Genomic DNA, 22,951 nt, shown 5'->3' with positions numbered 1-22,951 from the left:
TTAATTCCCTCCTACTTCATCTATTATCCAACTGAATTCGCCAACAATATAATGACCAGGTAGCCATTTAGCTTTATCTGTTTCATTAACATAAAACATCAAATCACCTGTTACGTCTACTAATACGACTGCTGGATTCATTGTGACAGGTGTTCTTGCATAAAAATGTTCTATTCTTGGTACCATATGTGAAGGAATTGAACCAAACGCAGTTTGTGTCACAAGATTGTTGACGTTCACTCTTAAATGCGCAATCTTAATACCATTAACCATTCTAACTCTATATTGACACTGTATAGCATTAGGGGCATCTGTTTGACGTTTAGTGGCATCATTTTTAATTTCCCAATCTATCCAACCTGTATCGTTATTTAATGTTTCAAACTCTTCAGCATTTTGTACTCGTTTCCAACCACTAAATACATTATTAGTATGAATAGTCGCTCTATATTCATTGTTTCTTGAACTAGCAATTAATCTTAACTGTTTACGTCCATTTTCAGACTCTGTTACATCTATTTCTGCAATATAAGAACCACCATTAGGGTCTTGTGGCGCATTAACACTAAAAGCATCAGAAGGAATTGTACATTCATATTTACCACCCGGTAGGCTAAGAACATCTGTATAAGTATTACCTTCTTGTCCTAATGTACCTAACCATTTTCTTTTATAATCTTCTGGGTTAACTCTTTCCCAGTCCTCCCACGTATTGTAAAAACGTTTCTGCCAAATTTGAGTAGAGTTATAAGGTCTAAATGTAATACGTTTTAAGATACCGCCATTTCTCTCAAGTACTTCTAAAAATCCTGCTGTACTTGTTGCACCTATTCCTGTTATTGGTGTTGTAGTCGTATAATAGAAACCTGTTTTTAAATCATGTAACTTATTTAAATCATCTGCTAATGAAACAATTTGTAATTGACCATTATCTTGAATCAATTTTGCTTTTTGCCAATCGCTTGTATCGTACTTGTTTAATTTTTCAACGTCTGCCTTAATTTGGTTAGCTTTATTATCTAATTCTGACATTGTGTTATTTTTCAAATCTGTTATATCTTTTTTAGATGTATTCACTAATGTTGCAATTTCTTGCATGACTTGAGTTGACCTATCATTTAATGCTTTCAAGCCACTAGCTTTTTCTGTTTCCATTTGAGATACATAATCTTGACCATTTGCTAAGGCTTCATTAATTTCATTAATTGTATTCATTATACTTTCTCGAAACTCTTGGAAGGTACGTATTTCGTTGAGTTTATCAACTGCTGGTATTGTATTAATTAAACTATCAGCAACCTTAAAACTAAACTCAACTTCTGTAACAATATCCTCTTTGCCATGTACTGCAATAAACAATTGACCATTTACATTACCTGTTAAGCCTAAAAATACATTTGGGATTGTATACTTCATTCGTCCTTTCATAGGGTCTATTGGTTCAACATTATCAACGATATAATTTTTACCATTTTTTAATATTAGAAATACATCTGCGTTTTCTGAACTTACTAATAAAGGACTACCATTTCTAGTTACATCAAACACTAGATCAGCAGTCCCTACATCAGTATTATAAAATTGTATATTTGTATCTAGTCTATTTTGAATATGTGCTGTTGTTTCCAGCTTTATTCGACCTTCTTTGTTATACATTTAATCCCTCCTTTTTATTCAAACCATTGTGACCATGCACCTTGAGCGTATGTTCTTCTTTTGATTTTAAAGTTGTTGCTTCTACCGAAAGGAATAGCCATTTGGAATGCGGTACTCGCATCATCAAAATCGGCTCTACTTACATTTAAATGTAACACCATTGCACTTGAAACTTTTGGATATGGTGAGCCTTTTGCTGTATTTGGTACATGATAAAAGCCACCATAATTTACTGAATTTATATCTGTAACTGATTCTGGCGCACTAAACATACGAGCCAATGCTCTATTATTAAATTGCAATTCATCTTCTTGAATTCTAAATATAGTACGAGATACATCATAATCCCAAAAGCGCCAACCTTCTGGTCCTTGGTAAATTTTCTTACGCGGATTACCTTCATCATCAAATGCTAACAACCCTGTATATCCATCATATCCAGTAGTACCGAATTCTTTACCACTAATACGTCGAAGACTGTATAACATACCTCTAACTTCTTGAACCATGTCCCTTACTTCTCCGATATCTTGGTAAGCATTTTGCATATCTTGGTCACGTAACTGTACGCCTTCTTTTCCAACATATAAGAAATCTAGCACTTTACGTTCAGTTGTTTTGTTTTCGTCCATTGAACGATTAAGTTTATGTGAACGTACAACTGATGCTGTACTTCCACCACCATCCATATTGTAGGCAAATTGAATATCATAGTGATCTAGTAATGTCTCAGCCACTTCTTGAAGTGTCATACCTTTTTCAACCATGGTATGTGTATTATTCTCACGACCATCGCAACTAAAGAAAATTAAATCTTTATTAGGTAATTGCGCGATAACTTGTCTAGGATGACTTACAATCGTATTAGGACTATAGTCACCATCTTTCACAATGATTTTGCCATCTAAAATAATAGGACCAAATCCACTGACTGTGTTGTTATAGCCTTTATTTCTTATCTCACTAGCTTGTACATCTGGTGGGAATGAAGTCAATGTATTATCGTCACCAATCGCTAGTGTCCATCTATCATTTAATGCTGGGTACTCATCACCCTTAACACTATCTAATATTTGCCCTTCATATAATTGTTGACCGTGCATTTTCAATTGACTACCACTACCAGTACTGGCATTACTCACAAAAGTAGCCTTTGTCTTACGCGCAAAATCAGAAGGTGTCATATGTGCTGGTTTATTAGGATTATTGCCATATAAACCACGTTTTAACTTAATGATATTACCTTGACTGTCTAAATGTGGAATATGCGTAATATAATACGTTGTATCAAATTTACGTCCTCTAAAATGAGATACCTCATTATAATAAGCACCCGTATTCATTTGTGTTTCTAACGTATCAGCTGTTTGTTTAGCAGTACTTGCAATGTCATCTATTCGACCAAAATCTTCATTAAGTCTATCTTGTGCAAGTTCATGTAAGTTCCCTTGTGTATCAACACGCATATCTTTTACTTCAGCAGTCGCATTACCATTCGCACCGATAATTTGATTTTTCACTCTATTATTTAATTTCTTAATTTCTTTTTCTACTGTAGAATTTCCATGTTTAATATCACTTGATTTTTTAGATTGTCGGTATTCTTTAACCATGTTATATAATATTTCTCTATCTTCTTGAGACATTCTCGCATTATCAATCACATTCCCTCGGAATTGATCATTAATTTCTCTAGGGAAGTTGTCATTATATCGTTTCATTTAAACCCTCCTTTATTCTGTCCATTCAAATTGTGCATATATCCAGTTACTGTTGCTACTTCCCGATTGATTCGAACTATCGATATAGACATTCAAAGCACCATTCCCTCGGATTTCAACCATGATAGGTTGTTTACCACTACCTGATCTAGAATAAAAAACTTGCGTATATTTCATAAACCCATTAGGTAACTGTGCAATCTGTTCACCGTTTGTAAAATTACGTATATTAACACGTATCATTTTTCTTGTGATTCTTTTTTCGCCACGTTCACCATATTGATGTACGATTTCTCGAATACCACAACTAAAACCGTCTGTCGCATATAAGCCATTTTTAGGGGGACCTACTTGATACTCAATCCACCCTGAATCTCTAATAGATGTCGCTAAATCGTAAATACTATTTTGTAGGTCTAATTGCCATTGATAGTATTCTTCAAAACCATCTAAACCATCAACATGTGCTCTTGTATAGAATTGTTCCCCACTTTGATCACGCGCCATTTTGATTTCTACATCTCTACTCATCAACCGTCACCACCCCAGTTGAAACCCAACTAGTGCCATTACCTACATTAGCTGAAGTACCACTTCCGTACTTGAGCGCACTTTTGACATTACGCACATTACGATTAATGAGTTGTTGTATCTGTACAATATCTTTACGTGAATTACTGAATTCTATTTCAACAGGTACATTCATAATTGGGTGTGATTCTGTTAACTTCACAACTTTTAAATCAGTGTCGTATTGTAATGGTTTGTGTTTCAGATGTACTTTATGATTTTCTTGTATCTGCTCATAACCTAAGTAATTAGTCGAAACTTCAACAACAGGTTCATCAACAAGTTGTTCTTTAAGTAATGCTTCAAGTTCGTCAAGACTTTCAACATTGTCATCAAAAACAGTAGCAGCTTTCATATGGCCAAACACATCATAATTTTTAGACTTAACTTGTTTATATAATTTATAGATATCTTTACCTTTTAAAACTGCCGTGATATTAAATAATGTTGATTTTTCTGTCCCAACATAACCTGTCGGTTTTTTAGATTTATAATCAATTTTGTTGTCTTTACCTCTGAATATACCTTTAAATGTATGAGGTCCTTTTGATAAGTTCTTAGCAATGACTAATGGTTCAGTAATTGTACGTCTAGACCATGCACTCATTGTTTCATAGAATTCTCCGTCTAAATAAAAGTCCCAAACGCCACCTAGTTCTCCTTTTTTGAAGTTAAACATCAGTGTTTCATTGCCCCATCGACAATCAATTTGTACTTCAAAAGATGCCCCAACTGATTCAGTACGCCATGTACCCGTTTTAATAAAGTTACCTTTAAAATTAAGTGCAGGCGTTTTAATCGGGTTATAGTTCTTCGTTTCTTTTGCTGTTTTCTTTAAACCATAACCTTCAATGATTGTTTTCATTTCTGTAGTACTTACAGATGCTTGTACTTCGTCAGTATTATATTTATACATGATCACTTCATCTGACATCTTATAAAATGTCGCTTCATCATAAATATAAATCGTTTTATTATCTGCAAAGTAGATATATCCGAATAGTTCAGCACCTTCAACTAAATACTCTAAGCCGTTTTTATTACCTAATTCGTCTATCACAATACGTTTATCAAACTTGCCTTTAATCACGTATTTAAATCCTAATGGATTATTTCTAAAACCAAAATCTAGATATTGTTCCAAAGTATATTTTGGTTTTTCTTCTTCTGTTACATCGCCATTCATTTCTTCGTTTTCAATATCTTTATCAATATAGTGATTTTGAAATTCCATAAAAATATGCTTACCAACAATGTCGTTAGTAAGCATGAGATTATTTGATTTAACCGACGTTGATTTAATAATGTAATCTTGACCTTTCCACTTTAAAATAGCTTCGTTCTGTAACATATTAAATACATCAGCATTATGATTTGTTTTTAAGGCAGTGAATGATATTTGACGTTCGTTGTTCTTCTCGTATTCATATTTAAATGAACTATAATCAAAATCAATTAATATCTCACCCATCGTTCGTTTACGATCCATGACAATTAAGTTATACAAATATCATCACCTACCTATATACATAATTAAATGTAAATTTGATTTCTTTAACTATTGCGCCATCACCTAGTACTTCAAAATCATTATATCCAGGTGCTAACGTGATGTACTCCCAGTTTGTATCAATCCCACATCGTTTTTTATTCTTAAAAGGATAAACTCCATTGAGTATAACTGTGTCATTATCTCGTATAGCCTTTTTATATTTAAACTTATCTCCAGTTGTCTTATTATGAAGAATAAAACCATTTGGCGCTTTAACATTCATTTTAATAATTAAATGATGACGATGTATGGGTGTAACGGTATCAGATGAACCATTAAAAATTTTAAACTTACGTTTAGAATGAACATAAACTATATCCTGATCGGTTACTAAACCATTGCCAAACTGCCAATATTCACTATTTAAACTAAAATCATCTGTTGTCATAAGTGATTCTGAATAGCCTTTGAATACAATAAATGTTATATCAAAAGTACCATTCTGATAGCCCATATCTGTAATTGCATTTTCATCACAATAAACTGCGTATTTTACGCCAGGGTTATCAGAGTGTGTAATATAAAAGGGAGTACGCCTATACAGCATACCCCTTAATCTTTTTTGAACACTTTTATAATCAAACACATCTGATCCACGATAGAAAAAGCTTAATACTAAAGGGAAAGGACCGAATGATGTTGATGACACCAGCACACCGTCAACACCTTGTATTTCAGTTGACGTTATTCTATTTTCTACACCTTCCTCAGTTGCTTTCAAAAATTTCAATTTACTAAATTCATCTGTTAATACAATATTCATATTTTCATCGAATATTCTTACTGTTTTGTTCCTCAAGTGATAGCACCTCCCATATTCCAAGCTAACATTTCTGCACGTTTACCTTGTGCTTTACTAACGTCTCCTTCGTTAAAGCCTGCTTTCATAGCTATTTCAGTTAGAATACTTATTTGTTTATCTTGTTTTTTCATTTGTTCTTGTTGTCCTGCAACTAACTCAGTTAGTGCTTGTAACAATTCAGCATTATTGTTATTAGATAAGGTCTTAGTACCAGACTTAACTTGATTAGGTCGCTTGTTACCTTTTGAACGTCCCTGTACTTTATTAGCTACATAGTTTATTAATTTCATAGAATCAGCAGCACGTTTTGGATCAGTAGAAATAACGACTTCTTCGTGACCTTCTTCTGCTAAATTATATAAACCGTTATCTCTAATAATTCCACCAGTAGCAAAACGTCTACTACCCGAAGGACCCCAACCAGATTTTCCGTAAGGTAAATCTTTGCGCCAGTTACTGTTATTGAAGAAAGCAAGTAATTGGTCATAGCCGGACTTGATATTTCCATGACCTTTCATTTTATAAGAGTTAAAAGTACTAGGTACATATTGTAATAACCCTTGAGCAGGAGTTCCATTACGATTATTTATATCACCTATATTTCCTTGAGTAACTCCTGCATTACCGTTAGACTCTCTGTCTATCTGAGCAATAATTCCTTGGAGTTCTCTTGAAGATAGAGTAACCTTCATTCGTTTTGCAGCTTTTCTAATTTCTGGTGCCCATTTACTTGCTGCTTTATTACCTCCACCTTTACCAGATAAGAATTTTTCAGGGTCCATAGTATTTTTGTTAGTAAGTTCTGAACTTGCAGGATTTTCAACTTGATAATGCAAGTGTGGACCTGTTGTCCATGCCCCACTATTACCAGTTTTAGCAAACTTTTCTCCTTGCTTAACTCTACCTGTTTTGAGAATATCTGATAAATGTAAGAAATATTGTGCAACCTTACCACTCAACAATCTAGCAACAGTACCACCACCATGATTGGATTGCGCTTTAACCACTCCACTTGTTGGTGCAGTTAAAACTGTTCCACTTGGTGTTGCGTAATCAATACCGTAATGTCGTCCGCCATTAAATGATGTTGGATATCCGGGAACAGGCTTATTAGGGCTATAAGGTGTAACTTTTGCGAACTTAGTAAAGGACGAACCGTCTCCTCCGCCTCCACCTTCTTCTTCAAACCAACCCGTAACGAGGTCAACCATACCTTCTTTTAACTTTTTGGCACCCCAGCCAATGAAACCTCCCATTGCTCCTTTGATACCTGAAAAATCAATTCCTAATCCGCCTAGTACTTTATTAATTAACTTACTAGGATTACTAGCGTAATCCCATACGTCACCAATACCTTTCATAACCGACTTAATACCTTTACCAGTTGTAGTAGCTACGTCTTTTCCAAAGTCTTTTGTAGCATCCCAACTTTTGCCAATATTATCTCCAGCTTTTTCATACCACTTTTTCTTATCTTTAGGCTTTTTCTTACTAGCTTTAGCACCTGATCCAAACAACCTATCCATTACAGTTCCTGTTGATAATTGTGGTAGTAATGATTGTGATTGAGCGCCATTGATAACTCCATCACCACGTTTTAGCCTTACTTTTTTATTGTTACCTATAGGACGTTCAACTTTTCCATTACGACGATATATTAATTCTTTGTGACCATTAGGACCTTTGCCATTTCCTGGACCTTTATCATTCACAATTGCCTTAGTACCACGTTTCAATAAGCCGTTACTATCCGTTTGAATACCAGTACCTGTTGATAGAGTTGGAATTTTTTTCTTGATTAATTTCTTACTCATTATTTTATTTGATAATGAATTGATTCCGTCAATCATGGCATTTAATCCACCGATTGCACCGTTTGCTACACCATTACCGACTTTTTTAGCAATGCTCTTGAATCCAGAAACAGAATCTTTTAGAAAGTTTTTAAGTTTATCAATCCAAGACTTACCTTTGTTATACATGGCTTTAAAACCATTTACTACACCGTCTCTTGCATTCTTAGTTAGGTTTATAGCATTATTTTTTATACCTTTAAAACCATTTACTACTGCATTTTTAAGCTTAGTAGTTATTCCAGTAATTAAACTTCTCATTTTGTCAAAAATAGCTCTAACCGTATTGCTCAAAGCTTTAGCTAAATTAATAACTGTATTCTTGATGCTCGTCCATATAGATTTAATAGTTTTTGCTATTACTCTTGTGATGTTGGATAATATACTTCTTAATAACTCGAATCTATTTTTCAATAAAGCATACATACCTTTAGCTGTAGCAACGACTGCATTTTTCAATCCAGTCCAAATTGCCTTAACCGCCTTAGAAAGTACAGTAAAGATTGTACGGACTGTTTTAGATAAAATATTAAATGTGCTACGTACTATCGTAAGAATTGCTCGTGTAGGATTTGTTACTGCTAGTTTTATAAATCCCCATATTGCTTTAGTTGCTTTAAGGATGTTTGAAAAAATAAATTTCATAAATGTCGATATGTTCGTGAAAATTGATTTAACAATTATCCATATCGCTTTTAACACAACTGTGAATGTTCCTCTTACACTTCCTAGTGATCTGCTTACAATTCCTTTGATTAATCCGAAACCTAGTTTAAATACACCAAATATTTTACCTACAAACCATAACTGAACTAAATTCCATAAAAATTGGAAAGCTCCAACAAATATTTGTTTAACGCCAGACCACATTAACTTAAAGTTTCCTGTGAAAAGACCACTAAATACTTTGATTACTCCCATAATTACATTTAGAGCACCATTAATAACACCTTTGATATTGTTCCATACAGAAACAATAATGGATTGTATTAAAGTCCAACCTATTTTAAATATTTGAGTAATAACAGGCATTGATGCAGTAACTATAGTTTTGATTGCTTCAAATGATTTAGAAAATCCAACTCCGATTGCTCCTATTACAGGTTTAATTACATTCCACAATGTAGCAAAACCAGTTTTAATATTATTGAGCGCTTGCATGAACTGAGGTCCATTTTCAGACCAAAAAGTACTAAATGTTTTCTTAAGTTCTCCGCCAAATTCTTTAATTGCATTCACAACAGGTGTCAGTAATGTTTTAATACCATTCCACAAAGTTGTTAAACCTGAAACAATTGCATTAAAAGCTCCGTTGACAATATTTCTAAATGTTTCTGATTTTTTATAAGCTATAACTAATCCAGCTGCTAAAGCTGCGATAGCTACAACTGTTAAACCAATAGGATTTGCAACCGCTCCAATTACTGCGCCAGTTTTTGGCATTAAATTAGTAAAACCTTTTATTAGTCCCCCTGCTGTTTTAGATTCAACTGATAATTTACCCATAAATCCTAAGAATTTACCAAATGTTCCAAATGTACCAGCAAGTGCACCGGTCAGCTTGCCTAATATGGTTAATACTGGACCAATACCAATAAGTATCAAAGTACTCCATTTCATGATGCTTGCTATAGACTTCTGCGTGCCTTTATCAAGTGAATTAAACCAACTTATAATACCACCGATTGCATTACTTATACTGTTTACAGCGTTTCCTAGTTTATCTCCAGTTTCTTGTGCCCACTTTTGAACACTAGGAGATTGTAATAATTTTTCAAACTCTGCCAATGAGTCTTTTGATTTTTCAAATACACCACTTAATAAACTTTCTCCAATCATTCCGATATAAGCCTTTGTATTCGAGACCATACCTTTAAATGATTTACTATAGGCTCCTGCCATACCACCAGCAAAGTCATCCATAACTGTTAAGAAGTCTTTCGAAGTGACTTGACCTTCAGTTACCATTTTTCGGAACTCTTCATAAGAAACACCTAAATGTTTAGCCATTGCTTTAGAAAAACCTGGCATGCCTTCTTCAACCATGTTTAATTCTTCAGTCATTAGTTTACCTTGACCTTGTACACGGTTAAATATCATTGCCATGTCTGAAACTGGTCTATTAGCACCAACTGCAGCATCGCCAACCAATTTGATATAATGCTCAAGTTCTTTACCTTCTTTAACACCAGATGCAAGAGCACCAGCTGCAACGTCAGTACCTTCTGCCATTGTTGTCATTCCACCTTTAATAGCATTAGTTACTTGATCAGAAATTTCGCCAACTTCTTTTGTAGAATATCCTAATCCTTCGAGTTTAGCTTGAGCACTATCTAGTCCTACTAACCTATCAAAACCAAGCTTTGCTGTTATACCACCTATAGCCGTACCAGCTATTAATGCAGGCTTTGTAATACTATTAGTAAGTGATTTACCAGTTGAAGTTAACTTACTTGAAATTGAATCAAGACTTTTACTCATACCACTAAAAGCATTACCTGATTTTGTCCAATTTGAATTAGCTATCATTTGTTGCTTTTGGAATGCTTTTAAATCTGATGTTGCAGCTTCTAAATCACGTTGAAGAAAATTAAGTTCATTTTTTTGTTTTGCCCACTCTTGACGTAATTTTAACGCTTCTGAACTTGTATATCCTTGTTCCTTACCGATTGTATGATATTGTTTTTCTAAATCACCAACGTTACCTTTCGCTATCTTGACAGCACTACTTAACTCTGTGACTTTATTCTCATAATCTGATATGCCTTTTTCTCCATATTGAAACTCTTTATTAACTAGTTTCACATCATTTGTGAGAGTTCTAAAAGACCGCCTAACTTGCGCTAAAGTTCTATCAATTCCGGCATCTTCCATTGACAAGCTTATGGACATACTTCTAACTTCTTCTGACAATTATTTCACCATCCTTTCATTAGAGATTTAAATTACATGAATGCATCTAACATAGACTCTTCTTTTTTTACAACTTTTGATTCTTCATTTAACTCTTGAACAAAAAAATAAAAAGGAGTATTAAGAACATCATTAATGTCCTTATCTCCTTTCTTAACTGCTTCTTTAATCATACTTCGTAGATTATTTTTTAATTCTCCCCATGACGAAACTTCTTCTTGTTGTTCTTTAGAGATATCACTTGAATCTACAGTGTTGCCAGTAGCAACAAAAACAATCTGATCCATTAATATTTTATATCCTTCGTATGACTGCAAACCATTTAATAGTTGCTTATTACTAAATTGACTATCATAAATTCTTGATACAATATCAGCTAACATTTGATGATCAACATTTTTATTATCAAAGTGTTCTAGATAATCCACACACTCGTAAACAAGCGATAAGCTAATATTAGGACGTGTAAAAAAAACTTGCTTTTCAATAATGTTTCCAACTTCATCATAATGAGTTACAAGTTCGATAAAGTGTTTCTTCATGGCTTACACCACCAGTCATTTTAATAATTCTTTTAATTTAGCTTCGTTTTCTTCCTGTACAATACCGTCTGAGAAGAATTCTAATTGATTACGAACTTCTGTCATTGCTTCTGGAGTGTGTAATCCATCTAACATTTCATCAACAGTAAATTGGTTACTATATAAATCTGAAATGATTGCAAAGAATTCAGGTAACTTCTCATATTCGGAACGTTTTGTATCTTTTTCTAACTCAATTACTTCCTTCATTTTTTTGGTAAATTTTGAGAACGGAATGAATACAGGTGTTAAATATACTTTAGTTTTTGTTATTTCACCTTTATCATTTACTTCTTTAATTAATTCAATAAAATTTCTTTTTGTTTTTTTAGTCATGTTTAATTACCTCTTTCAATTTTTGTTTTTATATATGCGCATAGATAAAAAAGAGGACTATACGTCCTCTTTAGAGTTATTCTTCTGTACTTGGTTCTTCTGGTTCTTCAACTGGGTTAACTGTTACTGTTGCAGTATCAGTTTTATTGCCGTCTTGTGTTGTAACTGTAATAGTTGCTTCACCTTCTGAAACGCCTGTTAATGTTCCATTGCTTGATACTGTAGCGACTGCTTCATCAGAACTTTTATATGATACTGATTTATTTGTTGCTGTTGAGGGTGAAACTGTACTTTCTAATTTAGTTGTCCCACCTACTTCAATACTTGCAGTTTTAGGTGATAATGCCACACCTGATACTGAGATAGGCTTAGTTTTGAATGAGGGTACGTCAACTTTTTCTGATTCTCCATTGTCGTTTTCAAACGATGCTTTGTAAGTTCCTGCAGGATAATCGGTATTTGCCTCCAAGCCATCAATTGTGACTTTTGCTTTACCATCCTCTTGTCGTTCAGCAGTACCTACTACATCATCGCCTTTGTATATTTTTAATGTATCAGCCATTTCACGACCTCCTTAATGATCATATGATTACCCCTATTCTGCAGTAATAGATGCCGATTTAGAGTTAGCATCTACTACTACATTTTGGGGAGTGCTAGGGTGTATTACCTTCTTCTTCAGATCCACCTTCAAAAGTTTCTCCGAAGATTTTTTGCCATAACATGTCACGACCTTTAGTCGAACCTTTTTCATCTTTTGCAAGTAACATTGTTTTTGGCTCTTTAAATCCTTCGATTTCTGTTTCCATGAATTCAGCAGTTGATTGGTCTTGAGAGAACTCAACACTATCTTCTTTTGTTTGACCAGATACTTCAGGGAATGTAAACAAGCCTTTTTTAAGCCCTACATATTCGGTTGGACCATTTTCAGTTGTTTTTTCAAAAATAACTGCTGTATATGGTGGTGTATCATTTCCAACCGCTACAATTCCATCCTCATCTTGTTCTAATCCAAATAAATTAATTCTGTCTTCTAGTGGTAAGTGATGGAATGTTGACTCTAATTCAACTGTTCCATTCGTAACTGCCATCTCAGCAACTCCATTGTCACCGTAAGCTTTTTCAATAGATTGTTCTTTTGATACTGAAATTTCTTGTAAGAATTTAATTCGTTCTGCTTTTTTAATTTCTCCGCCTTCAGTTTTATAGTAAAAACCTGTTAGGCCTGTAAAACTTTTGTATGATTTAGCCATCTATATTCACTCCTAATTATTTTAGTATTGTTTTCCTTTGAAAATTGTTGTCTGTCTAAACAAAGCGTGTTCTTCATCATGATTAGGTTTAGGTGTGTTTAATACCACAAACCCCAACTCATCACGCATTAGTTTTTGAACACGTAAAATAAGCCGTTCACAAAGTAAACGACTGTTGAAATTATTATTCTGTTTTACAAACACATCTATTTGATATGCGTATTCATACGTTAAATTGTCATTATCTGCATAGTCTCTAGGGGCTGGACTTTGTAAATCATCAATAACAATCATTGTGTTTTTAATATCATTTGCATTTGGATAAGTTATAAATTTAATTGCTTGTTTATCGACGTATTGAGAAATCATATCATCTTTGAGAAATACATTGTACATTTCAGTCATTAGGTCTTTCATCGGTCGAGTTCCTTTTTGACTATTTTGAAATAAAGGTCCTTATTCAAATTTAACTGTCGGCTAGCTTTCCCAACAGCTCTTGGCTTAACCCATTTTCCCGAGCGGTCATAATGCCCGTTTTCATTAATAGCTGCTAAAGTCCTATGTTCGCCTCTCCAGTATATTTTAGACTGTATTTTATTACCTACTTTTTCTGGTTCAGTAATATCTGTTCCAATAGCTAACTCTCCAGTATCTCTAACACTATCTAGATCAGTTGCGATTTTATTTCTCATCATATTACCAGCAGACTTTACGGCTCTTTTTTCCGCTTCTTCAATGGATTTAGGACTATATTTCTTCTTTAATGTCTTCTCAATGTCGTCTAAACCTTTAATTTCTACTCCCATTTTTGACCACCTACAACTTTCAAATAAATATTGTCTTTAGGCGAGATATGCTTAATGTCGAATTTCATGCCATTATAGATTCCACTTAATACTTCGAATTGTTGATTAACAGTTGGCACGAATTCTGGATAAGCATTTCTGATAATTACAGTAATATTTACAGTTGATGATTCTAAGTTTCCAAGTTGAACGTCTTTTTGAGATGGTTCATAGATTTCTGCGAATGAGTCAAAAACTTTTACCATAGTCCCACCTGGTTCAGGTCCATTTTGTACAATATCAAAAAAGGAGATAATATCGTGCATTTTATTCATCCTTTGCATGATATGACCCCCTTAATTTTTGAATTGCACCTAAAACACCATCAGGCATTGAATGGTATTGTTCGTTATCATAAGCAATTCTATTTTGATAATAAAACGTAGTTAATAAAACAACTGCTCTGTCGTAAATCTTGTTATTTTCAAAATACTCTTCATTACGATTTGGAGCAGTACAAACAGAATCTTTAATCTCTTCCTCAGCCCATTCCTGATATTCCTTAATCAAATCATCTTCAATTGTGTGAAATATCTTCATATGCAATTTCAATTTGTCGAGTTCCATTTGTATAACCCCCTATTCTGCTGAGATAACAACAGATTTAGCATTAGCTGTTACCTCAACGTTTTGGGGTTGCTTAGGGTGTTTCTGGTTCAGTTGAACCACCGTTTAAGTCAATAACAACTGCTGCTTTGTGGTCTAATAAACGCACATCTTGACGAACTGCAACCATTAAACATTCTCCGAAATGCATATAATCAGTCCATGCTGCTTGATATTGTGAACGGTCAAATAACGTAATAGCATCTTTTAAGTTACCGAATATTAATGTGTTAGAACCTTTCTCACCTAATGTTTCATCAGGTAATACAACTACTTTTGCACCTAATAAACGTTTAGCTGAAGTTTCTTTAATATCTGGTTGGATTAAATAGCGGTCTTCTTTATCAGCTAATTTATCTAACGTATTGAAACCAGTTTGAGACACGATAGCCACATTGTGTTCATAGTTAGGAATGATATGCTTGTTAATTGCATCTTTAAGACCGTCAATCGTTTCCTTAGAAGTTGAACCATTTACAACTTCATTTGGGATTTTAGTATTTTCACCATCTTCACCAGGCCCACCATTTTTAATAACATTAATGATTGCTTGGTTACGAGTAGCAGCGATTGTACGTGCCATCCATTGTTTTAGTTCACCTAACACGTCAACTTTGCTATCTTCAATAGCTTCACGAGAGATACGGAAGTAACCACGATGCGTTTTAATGTCATAAGCTAATTGGAAGAATGGTTTAACAGCTAACTCAGGGTTTTCTGCTAATTCTTCAACTTCTGGTAAAGCAGCAACTTGAGATTGGCGTACGACTGGATATTTACCTGAACCATTTTGTACAGATTTTACTGTTACGTATTGATCTAAGTTAAATTCAACTTCTTTTAACTTTAAGATGTCTGTAACAATTTCTTCTGGGATAACTACAAACCCTGAGTCAGTTTTTAATGATCCACCTGGGATATCTGCTCGTGTTTCAATGTAATTTTTAAAATCTCTTACTTCTTGACTATCTTCTTTTGTTTGATTTCCTGGTTGTACTGCGAATGCTGGATTCATATTTCGCTGTTCCCCCTCATTTCCCTTATTTTTTTGTTGATTTCCTGTTTCATCATCATTATCACCGTCGTTATTTTCATTCTCAGCGACCTTTTTTTCTACTTTCGTAATACGTTCATCTAATTCTTTAATTTGTGAAATAATTTCATTAGCATCTTCTGTTTTTTCTTCTTCTAATGCTCTATTAGCTTTATTAATCAGGTTAGCACGTTGTGTGCGAAGTTCTAATAATTCTGTATCCATGTATATCGCTCCTTTTTTAATTAAAATTAGTCATAAAAAATAGGCATTACCTCAATTGGCATGCCTTCAGAGTTTATTTGATAACGGTGTTAACCTTCACCGAGATATGGATCACTTCCTCTTAAGTTTTAACAACTCAACTTCGATTTTAGCTTTATCCTTTAATATCTTATTACGATGTTCATCTTCTTTAATGTTTTCAATACTTCTTAGTGCAGGTGCAACGTCTGTATCTTCGTATGCTGGGTAAGTCACAACACTTACATCAAATAATGCTTTAATTTTATTGACTGTTCGTTTAAATAACCCATCTGAACGTTTCTCAAATACGTCTCCGTCTTCATCTACAGTAAATCCAAATGAACATTGATTAACGTTACCTAATTTTACATTCTCATATAAGTCTCTTGCATAAGATGTGTTAGGTAATTGACAACGGAAGTATAAACCTTCATCATCAACTTTCAATGATAGTGTGTTTGCTTTTGTTCTACCTAATACATAACTTGAGTTATGATCTATCAAACATCTTACGTCAGATAAGTCAGCATTTTCTAACGCTTTAGGAGATATAGTTTCTACAAACTCACCTAATAAATGACTCTCTGTGTTAAAGCGTAATGCATAACCTTCAACAATCATTTTTTCGTCATCTTTTGCTATAAGATTTTCTGACGTTCTAAATTCCTTATTATTCATTATCATCACCTCCCTCAATCGGTTTAGGTGCAGAGTTGTTGGTTGATATTTGTCTTAATTGGTAATCGTCAGCGACATTTGCGCTGATATGATTAAGGTCATAACGTGGAATTGCACCCATATTATTTGGATAAGGTTTTAATCCTATTGCGTTACGATATTCATCATGAGTAATACCGCCTTTATCCAAATCAGCTCTTAATCCTTCTTTATATGCTTCCCAATCAATCTGTTTAAACGAACTCGTATCAAACTTAAATTCTTTATTGTAAACATCCTTTTGTGGAATGAGCTTAAAGTTAAGTTCCGCTTCCCACATTTTCATGTACCCACCTAAACAGTTCATCAAGTAGTCATTGTTTACATCTTTCATAGAACTGTTAGTCATTTCCATACCGAATTTAGATAAAGGAATTTGAAATGCTTTAGCAATTGCTTTAGTAGAACTTGTATTCTTATTAATGGCTTCTAAAATGTCTGTAGATATCTCAAGTTGTTCATATTCCATCGTTTCATCCATAACAAGAACTTTACCTGCTTGATTTTGACCTGAATTTTCTTTCTGAAACGCTTCTTTAATTTTGTTTCTTGCTTCACGACTTAATTTACCGTCTTTCATCTTCAATACTGAGCCTGCTTGTGCGCCATTCGTAAAGAAGTTAGTAAAGAACTTCTTAGAATATGTTTGTGCATTTAAATCATCTTCTAAAGCATCTAATACAGACAAACCATTAAGTCCATCAGTTGAAAAAGGTTTGATATCAATAATATCCTCAAAGGGTACTTTTAAAATATCTCCATCATTTGTTAAATCATAATAATGCTTATTTTTATATTGATCATATCGTAAGTTAACCCTGCTAGTTGCTACATGATACAATTCTAAAATGCCACCTTTAGGGTTTCTCTCAATATAGATATAACCATGATTCGTTAATAAAGCATTCATCATAACAATATATTTAAGCATATAACCGTTGTACTGTTTATTGGGTCTATTATTAATCAGTTGTTCTAATAAATCTTTATCTTTATATATGCCATTCTCTTTAACTTTTATATCGAGTTTTGCAATGTCTCGTGAAAGTAAAGTAACTGCTGTCCATATATCACTATTTCTTAATGCTTTAAAATCATGCCAATCAAGAGCTGATAAAGGTACGGTTTGGAATGGATATACACCCAATGCTTCTTTCATATCAGAATTATCACTGTAATTATGTCTCGTCTCGTAGAATATTCCCACCTTTTATTCACACCTCCTTAAATCATTTCTTAAGTGTTTTTTCATGTTGAATGATTAACGCAATTAAGATAATTGATACACCTGCCACTATCATTCCTATTTCTAATCCAAAACGTAAAAAAGCACCTACGTCAATTGTTATAAGTCCTAGTAAAAACAAAATAGCTACTAAATTAAATGTTATAAATTCTGTAGCCATCGTTATATATGATTTTTTCTTTTTGTTCATGTGGTACCTCCTAAAATCCGAAATCATCGGATAATATATAATCTTGCATATCACTTGTAAATGCGTGGTTCCTAGCTTGAGTAAATGCTGTTACTAGGGCAACTAAAGCATCGATTTTATTTCTATTTATCTTTTTAGATAAAATGATATTGTTATTATTATCTGGTTTAGCAATAGCATTATTAATTGCTAGATTAAGATTTGGATTACCATTGTGTAATATTCTTTTTTCTAAAACATCTAATTTAAATTGTTTTAATGCTGGTGACATGTTTTTATAATCTTGAGGTACCTCAACTAATGGATAATCTGTTTCTTTTTCCATTTTTGTCACAAAGTAACTAGATTCCCAACTGTCGTAACATATTGCTTTAACATCCAATTGATATTCTTCTATATAGTCTTTAAGCCAATAATAAAGTTGTTCTGGATCAATTATCCCACTCTCAGCTGATGTAATAGTTGCCATACCCATATCAACTAATTTGTGATAATTAATTTTATCCTGTTGAATTTTTCTTTCAATACCATTCTTAGTCCCAACAAACACATGAGAATCGACAAAATACTTCTTATTGTCAGTTGGATATACAAAAGATATTGCCGTTAAGTCATCACTTCTTGATAAATCGACACCAACATATACTTCACGACCTTTAATATCAAGTTCTGCTTCTGTTTTACATTCATCCCAATCATTAAATGCTATGAAAGTATCTTCACTAGCTTGCCTCCATAGATTAAATGATTTAACATATAATGAATTTAATTCATTTTTTTCCAAACCTTTTTTAACTTCTTTTGCTAAGTTAGATTTTATAATTTCACCTTGCTCTTCATCTTCAATTAATGGATTTGATTTAATCCATGTATCAGGCTCATGTATTTCTTTTTCATTATCTTGCTCAGCACAAAAGATAAAATAATTATCATTTACAATATCTCCATTTAACACCTTAGTTACATACTGATATTCATCAAAGAAGGGAACGTTTAAATTAGTACCTGCTGTTGAAATAAAATAAAGACTTGGGTTCTTAAGTAAAGTTTGTCCTCGTTTTATCCCTTCATACACCTTAGCATCTTTTAATAAATGAGCTTCGTCTATAATACCTGTACTTATTTGCTCACCTTCAAGATTATCCGCTTCACGGCTGAATGCTTTAATAACACTTCTGTCATCATTATTTATTAGTTCATATACACTAGGTTTTAACTTCGTCATATCTTTAACAATACTTGATTTTTCTCTTAAGGCTTTTAATTGCGTATGTGCATCACCCCAAGCCTTAGTAGCTTGATTTTGTGTATTAGATACAATACCAATCATTCTTTCATACTTAGGTTCTTGACCAAGTATTAAATCATGCATTGCTATACCAGCAAGTAATAGTGTTTTCCCATTTTTACGTGCCATACTTATATAGGCTTCCGTATATCTTCTATTTCCAAAGTCATCAACCCAACCAAAGAGCGATCCAATTATAAAACACTGGAATTGTTTAAGTTTCATTTCTTTCATCGTTTTAGGTACTGGTAAAACTTCTATAAAATCTATTACTTTATTTGCTTTTTCAACATCAAAGTGATAATTAAGTACTTTTAGATTCATATCTCTTAAATGTCTTTCTGCTGCCTGAATATTCTTTTTACTTGCCAATATCTCACCATTAACTACTTTTTTGGCATAATCTGTTGTTCTATCCATCATAAGAAATCACTCATTATGTCCTTTTCTTTTTCTTCTTTAGTTGGTGTAAGAACTTTCATTCTTGAGTCTAAAGTTAACCCTAATTTAGGCGCTATTGAATTCATAGCTGTAATACTATCTCTTTGAATTGTGTAGTATGGTGATAATTTAGAACCTCGTTCAGTTTCTACAACCTTTTCACGAGCAAGTTTCTTAGTTGAGTCAATGTAGTTTGAATATGTTTGGCAATACATAGCAAGTAAAGCTAAATCCAAACTCTTAATTGGTAACTCAAGTATCAATGGATATATTCTTTTATATTCTGCTTTTGCAACATTGTCTAACCAATTAGGCGGCGTTTTTTGTAAAGGTGTGAGCTCATTAAGAGCTTCTTCAGTTTGCTTTTTTATTTCTTGCTGTTCAGTTGTTAAACGCGCCTTTTGATTTTCTAATGTTTTTCTTGGTCTACCCACTTTAACGGCTCACCCCTTTCAATTAATTCCGAACTATAACCAAAAGTTCGTATATTTACTATTAAATCAACTAAAAGTTACAAATATTTCAAATTATTTTTCAACATTTGCTCGAAGAAGAGTTCGGGGCGTTATTCAAAGCCTTTCACATCAAGGCGTAGAAAGTTTAGTCCCCTTTTACGAATGTTAATCAAAATTTATTCGAGTTTAGTTCGGAAGATTTGTCAACCAATAGTTGTTCAATCATCCCCGTACTTCCATTTGTTTTTATATTCTTCTAGGGTGATTTGTTTATTACGCAACCTTTGTTCATCTTTCTCTTTCAATGTGTTGTGTCTGATACAACTTGCTACTAAATTATCGGCATCAAAACGTTTGTCAAAGTCGTCTCTCATTGGTATAAAATGGTCAACTACTTCTGCTTTACATATGATACCTTCAGCTAAGCAATACTGACACAATCCATCATCACGTAACATGATAGACTTTCTAGTCTGTTTCCATACTTTAGAATTATATTCTTTAATGAATTGTTTATCTCTTTCATATCTATATGTTTCATAACTCTTAGTTGATTCGTTCTTCATATCTTTATGATCATCACAATAAGTCTCAGTAAATGGAATAAGATTATTACAATTTACTTTAAAGCATTTACGAACTGGAATTATCATCACATACTTTCTACTTATAAATAATTAAAACTTTATATTCATTGATTACTTTGAAGTCAACAATAGTATAATCATTTACTACACTTTGTAACTCTTCTAATACTTCATTGATTTGTTCTTCAAATGGTATGAGTTTGTTCTTGCTGTATTTGACTACCTTTACTTTAACCATGTGTTCACTCCTTCTAGTGCAGCCATAACCCATTAGCATATATTTGTTAAGGTCGGGTATCTAGTACCGTTGTATACAGAGTGTTCGCATAATGGGTATGTGGCTATAGCACCATATAAAAAAGACACACCTTATTAGGCATGCCTTCATATGTTTACTACGGGATAACCCCGTAACTATTCCTATACGGTAAGTATAATACTTAATCCCCCGTTTGTTTAATACTGTCCGAAGTGTACGATGTGTCCGATGTGTCGGTTCTGTCGTATTGGGCATTTGATAAAATCATGACGATATCTCTTAAACGATCATAGAAGTTATCTCTCCCTACTTTCATTATGGACATGATACGTTTATGTTTCTCTCCCTGCTTGAGCAACTGTAGTATGTGGTAATCTTTATTGTTTGTGATAAGCTCTTCATTATCATCTATCACTGCCATTTTATCTATCAACTCTTGATGCTTACGATATTCTTTATCATTGCGCAATACCCTCACTAATACCTTATCTCCAGTAGTACCCTGCGCTTTAGGCATTGAGGACTCTATACCATATTGACCAATACTTGTACTATCATTTTCATATACTTTAGAGTCTATTATATTCTTCATCCAATTATAATCCGTTATGATTTGTCTGACTTCTGATGGTGTGTACATTCATCGTCCTCCTTATTAATGCTGTTAATAACCATAGTTGCTATCAGTTCTTCGTTACGTTCTATTAAATCTTTATTTAATTTAAGTAACCACATTGAGTTAATGGCTAGTATGATTGATATAATTATCCACATGTTATTAACACTCCTTACACTTCCACTTATCAGCTACATGTCCACATATGGTACATTTCTGTTCTGCTGATAATGGATAATCTTTCTTTGACTCTAAATGTACAACGTCTCCCCACGATGCACAATATGGTTCACCTTCAACTGTCTTATACTCAACATCCAATTCCAAACTGTTGTTATAGCAAGCGCCACATATTGGTGTATCTCCTGCATCACGATTCATTCTTTCTTTTTGCATTTTCCATGTATTAAATGATTTCCAGTGAGCCTTGCGTATTTCAATTAATTTTTCTTGTTGTTCCTCTTCATAACTTTTTGTAAGAGGTAATATTTTAGATTAAATACTAATGATTTTGTTTTGTAGTAAATTCAAATTATTTTGTAATGAATATAATTCTCCTTTTGTTACATAAGGTTTGTCATCAAATGAATAAACATCAGATGCTTTCTCATGTTTATAATTGATAATCACGAAAGTAAGGTTAATCACTAATGCTATCAAAGATGCTATTAAAGCTATAATTGGTAATGTCATATTAATCCTCCATCTTCATCATCGTGATAATATACTTAAATGCTTGTTCTTCAGTAAAACCTACACTTACTATTTCATCAAAGAGTACTTTCATTTGGCAAAAACCTAATCTATTCTCTTCGGTTTGTACTTGTTTTTTATAGTCTTCTAAAGTTAACTCAAACATCATATTTTTTATATCTTTATTCAACATCTAATCACTCCTTAACTGCCATAATAATTAGTGCTATCAGTATTGCTGCGAATAGTATTAATCCGAATGTCAATGTCTACCAACTCCACTGAACCATGTTTCTGCCTCTTTATACTTATCTGACTCATAATCTAACGGTGTTTGGTTAGTCAGCATGATTTGATTACCACTTTTATCTTTATATACATCACCTTGCTTTAATCCTTGAAAACTATTTGGTGCCTCCACTTCATCCTGCACACTCGCATACTTATATGATCGTTTGATAAATGCGTATAGTGCTATAAGCGATATTGTTA

The 22,951-nt window shown here is 33.3% G+C and carries 27 protein-coding genes and 1 pseudogene; all 28 read right to left on the bottom strand.

Annotation, left to right across the window (positions count from 1 at the left end):
- Entirely contained in the window at window positions 1–1,656 is a 1,656-nt protein-coding gene (locus LQ694_RS10535) for a BppU family phage baseplate upper protein (RefSeq protein ID WP_185160447.1), read from the bottom strand.
- A gap of 14 nt (window positions 1,657–1,670) precedes the next feature.
- Window positions 1,671–3,377: a phosphodiester glycosidase family protein gene (locus tag LQ694_RS10530; RefSeq protein ID WP_204179312.1), complete on the bottom strand. Its 1,707-nt coding sequence runs from the start codon at window positions 3,375–3,377 to the stop codon at window positions 1,671–1,673.
- A gap of 12 nt (window positions 3,378–3,389) precedes the next feature.
- Entirely contained in the window at window positions 3,390–3,908 is a 519-nt protein-coding gene (locus tag LQ694_RS10525; RefSeq protein WP_185160449.1) for a hypothetical protein, read from the bottom strand.
- Window positions 3,901–5,454: a prophage endopeptidase tail family protein gene (locus LQ694_RS10520; protein WP_185160450.1), complete on the bottom strand. Its 1,554-nt coding sequence runs from the start codon at window positions 5,452–5,454 to the stop codon at window positions 3,901–3,903. The genes LQ694_RS10525 and LQ694_RS10520 overlap by 8 nt, the downstream gene beginning before the upstream one ends.
- Window positions 5,455–5,464: 10 nt before the next feature.
- The gene (locus tag LQ694_RS10515) at window positions 5,465–6,298 is read right to left on the bottom strand and encodes a phage tail family protein (protein ID WP_185160451.1); all 834 of its coding nucleotides are present in this window, start codon (window positions 6,296–6,298) and stop codon (window positions 5,465–5,467) included.
- Window positions 6,295–11,067: a tape measure protein gene (locus LQ694_RS10510; RefSeq protein ID WP_185160452.1), complete on the bottom strand. Its 4,773-nt coding sequence runs from the start codon at window positions 11,065–11,067 to the stop codon at window positions 6,295–6,297. The genes LQ694_RS10515 and LQ694_RS10510 overlap by 4 nt, the downstream gene beginning before the upstream one ends.
- Before the next feature lie 32 nt (window positions 11,068–11,099).
- Entirely contained in the window at window positions 11,100–11,609 is a 510-nt protein-coding gene (gene gpGT, locus LQ694_RS10505) for a phage tail assembly chaperone GT (RefSeq protein ID WP_185160550.1), read from the bottom strand.
- Between the two features lie 15 nt (window positions 11,610–11,624).
- The gene (gene gpG, locus LQ694_RS10500) at window positions 11,625–11,984 is read right to left on the bottom strand and encodes a phage tail assembly chaperone G (RefSeq protein WP_152291802.1); all 360 of its coding nucleotides are present in this window, start codon (window positions 11,982–11,984) and stop codon (window positions 11,625–11,627) included.
- A gap of 76 nt (window positions 11,985–12,060) precedes the next feature.
- Window positions 12,061–12,546, bottom strand: coding sequence for an Ig-like domain-containing protein (locus LQ694_RS10495; RefSeq protein ID WP_185160453.1), 486 nt, complete (start codon window positions 12,544–12,546; stop codon window positions 12,061–12,063).
- 94 nt (window positions 12,547–12,640) lie between these two features.
- Entirely contained in the window at window positions 12,641–13,237 is a 597-nt protein-coding gene (locus LQ694_RS10490; protein ID WP_058591522.1) for a major tail protein, read from the bottom strand.
- A 21-nt stretch (window positions 13,238–13,258) separates the two neighbouring features.
- The gene (locus LQ694_RS10485) at window positions 13,259–13,654 is read right to left on the bottom strand and encodes a hypothetical protein (RefSeq protein ID WP_231493075.1); all 396 of its coding nucleotides are present in this window, start codon (window positions 13,652–13,654) and stop codon (window positions 13,259–13,261) included.
- Window positions 13,651–14,043, bottom strand: a complete 393-nt coding sequence (locus LQ694_RS10480) for a hypothetical protein (RefSeq protein ID WP_185160454.1) — start codon at window positions 14,041–14,043, stop codon at window positions 13,651–13,653. Before LQ694_RS10480 ends, LQ694_RS10485 begins: the two co-directional genes overlap by 4 nt.
- Complete coding sequence (locus tag LQ694_RS10475) at window positions 14,034–14,366, bottom strand: hypothetical protein (RefSeq protein WP_185160455.1); 333 nt, start codon at window positions 14,364–14,366, stop codon at window positions 14,034–14,036. Before LQ694_RS10475 ends, LQ694_RS10480 begins: the two co-directional genes overlap by 10 nt.
- Window positions 14,350–14,649: a head-tail connector protein gene (locus LQ694_RS10470; RefSeq protein ID WP_185160456.1), complete on the bottom strand. Its 300-nt coding sequence runs from the start codon at window positions 14,647–14,649 to the stop codon at window positions 14,350–14,352. The genes LQ694_RS10475 and LQ694_RS10470 overlap by 17 nt, the downstream gene beginning before the upstream one ends.
- 73 nt (window positions 14,650–14,722) lie before the next feature.
- A pseudogene (locus LQ694_RS10465) lies at window positions 14,723–15,892 on the bottom strand (phage major capsid protein); the annotation flags it as partial.
- Between the two features lie 165 nt (window positions 15,893–16,057).
- Window positions 16,058–16,645 carry an HK97 family phage prohead protease gene (locus LQ694_RS10460; RefSeq protein WP_096791164.1) on the bottom strand — a complete coding sequence of 196 codons (588 nt, stop codon included), beginning with the start codon at window positions 16,643–16,645 and terminating at the stop codon, window positions 16,058–16,060.
- Window positions 16,638–17,891, bottom strand: coding sequence for a phage portal protein (locus LQ694_RS10455; RefSeq protein WP_152291807.1), 1,254 nt, complete (start codon window positions 17,889–17,891; stop codon window positions 16,638–16,640). The genes LQ694_RS10460 and LQ694_RS10455 overlap by 8 nt, the downstream gene beginning before the upstream one ends.
- A gap of 22 nt (window positions 17,892–17,913) precedes the next feature.
- A complete protein-coding gene (locus LQ694_RS10450) occupies window positions 17,914–18,120 on the bottom strand; it encodes a hypothetical protein (RefSeq protein ID WP_096791162.1) in 207 nt (68 codons plus the stop codon).
- A 10-nt stretch (window positions 18,121–18,130) separates the two neighbouring features.
- Window positions 18,131–19,831 (bottom strand): terminase large subunit, encoded by a 1,701-nt coding sequence (locus tag LQ694_RS10445; RefSeq protein ID WP_152291808.1) that lies wholly within the window; start codon window positions 19,829–19,831, stop codon window positions 18,131–18,133.
- Window positions 19,828–20,283 (bottom strand): phage terminase small subunit P27 family, encoded by a 456-nt coding sequence (locus tag LQ694_RS10440; RefSeq protein ID WP_058591531.1) that lies wholly within the window; start codon window positions 20,281–20,283, stop codon window positions 19,828–19,830. The genes LQ694_RS10445 and LQ694_RS10440 overlap by 4 nt, the downstream gene beginning before the upstream one ends.
- A 239-nt stretch (window positions 20,284–20,522) precedes the next feature.
- On the bottom strand, window positions 20,523–20,957 hold the full coding sequence (locus LQ694_RS10435) for an HNH endonuclease (RefSeq protein WP_152291810.1): 435 nt from the start codon (window positions 20,955–20,957) through the stop codon (window positions 20,523–20,525).
- 10 nt (window positions 20,958–20,967) lie between these two features.
- Window positions 20,968–21,129 carry a hypothetical protein gene (locus LQ694_RS10430; RefSeq protein WP_172965076.1) on the bottom strand — a complete coding sequence of 54 codons (162 nt, stop codon included), beginning with the start codon at window positions 21,127–21,129 and terminating at the stop codon, window positions 20,968–20,970.
- A 202-nt stretch (window positions 21,130–21,331) separates the two neighbouring features.
- Window positions 21,332–21,790, bottom strand: a complete 459-nt coding sequence (locus LQ694_RS10425) for a hypothetical protein (RefSeq protein WP_152291811.1) — start codon at window positions 21,788–21,790, stop codon at window positions 21,332–21,334.
- The gene (locus LQ694_RS10420) at window positions 21,757–21,924 is read right to left on the bottom strand and encodes a hypothetical protein (RefSeq protein ID WP_172965077.1); all 168 of its coding nucleotides are present in this window, start codon (window positions 21,922–21,924) and stop codon (window positions 21,757–21,759) included. Before LQ694_RS10420 ends, LQ694_RS10425 begins: the two co-directional genes overlap by 34 nt.
- 4 nt (window positions 21,925–21,928) lie before the next feature.
- Window positions 21,929–22,162 (bottom strand): hypothetical protein, encoded by a 234-nt coding sequence (locus LQ694_RS10415; RefSeq protein ID WP_172965078.1) that lies wholly within the window; start codon window positions 22,160–22,162, stop codon window positions 21,929–21,931.
- Between the two features lie 99 nt (window positions 22,163–22,261).
- A complete protein-coding gene (locus LQ694_RS10410; protein WP_152291813.1) occupies window positions 22,262–22,459 on the bottom strand; it encodes a hypothetical protein in 198 nt (65 codons plus the stop codon).
- 1 nt (window position 22,460) lies between these two features.
- A complete protein-coding gene (locus tag LQ694_RS10405) occupies window positions 22,461–22,652 on the bottom strand; it encodes a hypothetical protein (protein ID WP_058591535.1) in 192 nt (63 codons plus the stop codon).
- A gap of 69 nt (window positions 22,653–22,721) precedes the next feature.
- Window positions 22,722–22,951, bottom strand: a 230-nt coding sequence (locus LQ694_RS10400) for a hypothetical protein (RefSeq protein WP_239772028.1), incomplete at its 5' end; no start/stop codon positions are given.

Origin of the sequence: Mammaliicoccus sp. P-M58, from assembly GCF_022386165.1 — a bacterium.
GTDB lineage: Bacteria > Bacillota > Bacilli > Staphylococcales > Staphylococcaceae > Mammaliicoccus > Mammaliicoccus sciuri.
This window is presented reverse-complemented; position numbering and strand designations above follow the sequence as displayed.

Bases quoted from the DNA above. Each gene is read 5' to 3' on its own strand.
- LQ694_RS10535 (WP_185160447.1), bottom strand. From the start codon at position 1,656: ATGTATAACAAAGAAGGTCGAATAAAGCTGGAAACAACAGCACATATT.
- LQ694_RS10420 (WP_172965077.1), bottom strand. From the start codon at position 21,924: ATGTGGATAATTATATCAATCATACTAGCCATTAACTCAATGTGGTTA.
- LQ694_RS10475 (WP_185160455.1), bottom strand. From the start codon at position 14,366: ATGCAAAGGATGAATAAAATGCACGATATTATCTCCTTTTTTGATATT.
- LQ694_RS10480 (WP_185160454.1), bottom strand. From the start codon at position 14,043: ATGGGAGTAGAAATTAAAGGTTTAGACGACATTGAGAAGACATTAAAG.
- LQ694_RS10495 (WP_185160453.1), bottom strand. From the start codon at position 12,546: ATGGCTGATACATTAAAAATATACAAAGGCGATGATGTAGTAGGTACT.
- LQ694_RS10450 (WP_096791162.1), bottom strand. From the start codon at position 18,120: ATGAACAAAAAGAAAAAATCATATATAACGATGGCTACAGAATTTATA.
- LQ694_RS10435 (WP_152291810.1), bottom strand. From the start codon at position 20,957: ATGATAATTCCAGTTCGTAAATGCTTTAAAGTAAATTGTAATAATCTT.
- LQ694_RS10405 (WP_058591535.1), bottom strand. From the start codon at position 22,652: ATGTTGAATAAAGATATAAAAAATATGATGTTTGAGTTAACTTTAGAA.
- LQ694_RS10530 (WP_204179312.1), bottom strand. From the start codon at position 3,377: ATGAAACGATATAATGACAACTTCCCTAGAGAAATTAATGATCAATTC.
- gpGT (WP_185160550.1), bottom strand. From the start codon at position 11,609: ATGAAGAAACACTTTATCGAACTTGTAACTCATTATGATGAAGTTGGA.
- LQ694_RS10485 (WP_231493075.1), bottom strand. From the start codon at position 13,654: ATGAAAGACCTAATGACTGAAATGTACAATGTATTTCTCAAAGATGAT.
- LQ694_RS10460 (WP_096791164.1), bottom strand. From the start codon at position 16,645: ATGAATAATAAGGAATTTAGAACGTCAGAAAATCTTATAGCAAAAGAT.
- LQ694_RS10425 (WP_152291811.1), bottom strand. From the start codon at position 21,790: ATGTACACACCATCAGAAGTCAGACAAATCATAACGGATTATAATTGG.
- LQ694_RS10525 (WP_185160449.1), bottom strand. From the start codon at position 3,908: ATGAGTAGAGATGTAGAAATCAAAATGGCGCGTGATCAAAGTGGGGAA.
- LQ694_RS10490 (WP_058591522.1), bottom strand. From the start codon at position 13,237: ATGGCTAAATCATACAAAAGTTTTACAGGCCTAACAGGTTTTTACTAT.
- LQ694_RS10415 (WP_172965078.1), bottom strand. From the start codon at position 22,162: ATGCAAAAAGAAAGAATGAATCGTGATGCAGGAGATACACCAATATGT.
- LQ694_RS10430 (WP_172965076.1), bottom strand. From the start codon at position 21,129: ATGGTTAAAGTAAAGGTAGTCAAATACAGCAAGAACAAACTCATACCA.
- LQ694_RS10410 (WP_152291813.1), bottom strand. From the start codon at position 22,459: ATGACATTACCAATTATAGCTTTAATAGCATCTTTGATAGCATTAGTG.
- LQ694_RS10470 (WP_185160456.1), bottom strand. From the start codon at position 14,649: ATGGAACTCGACAAATTGAAATTGCATATGAAGATATTTCACACAATT.
- LQ694_RS10445 (WP_152291808.1), bottom strand. From the start codon at position 19,831: ATGATGGATAGAACAACAGATTATGCCAAAAAAGTAGTTAATGGTGAG.
- gpG (WP_152291802.1), bottom strand. From the start codon at position 11,984: ATGACTAAAAAAACAAAAAGAAATTTTATTGAATTAATTAAAGAAGTA.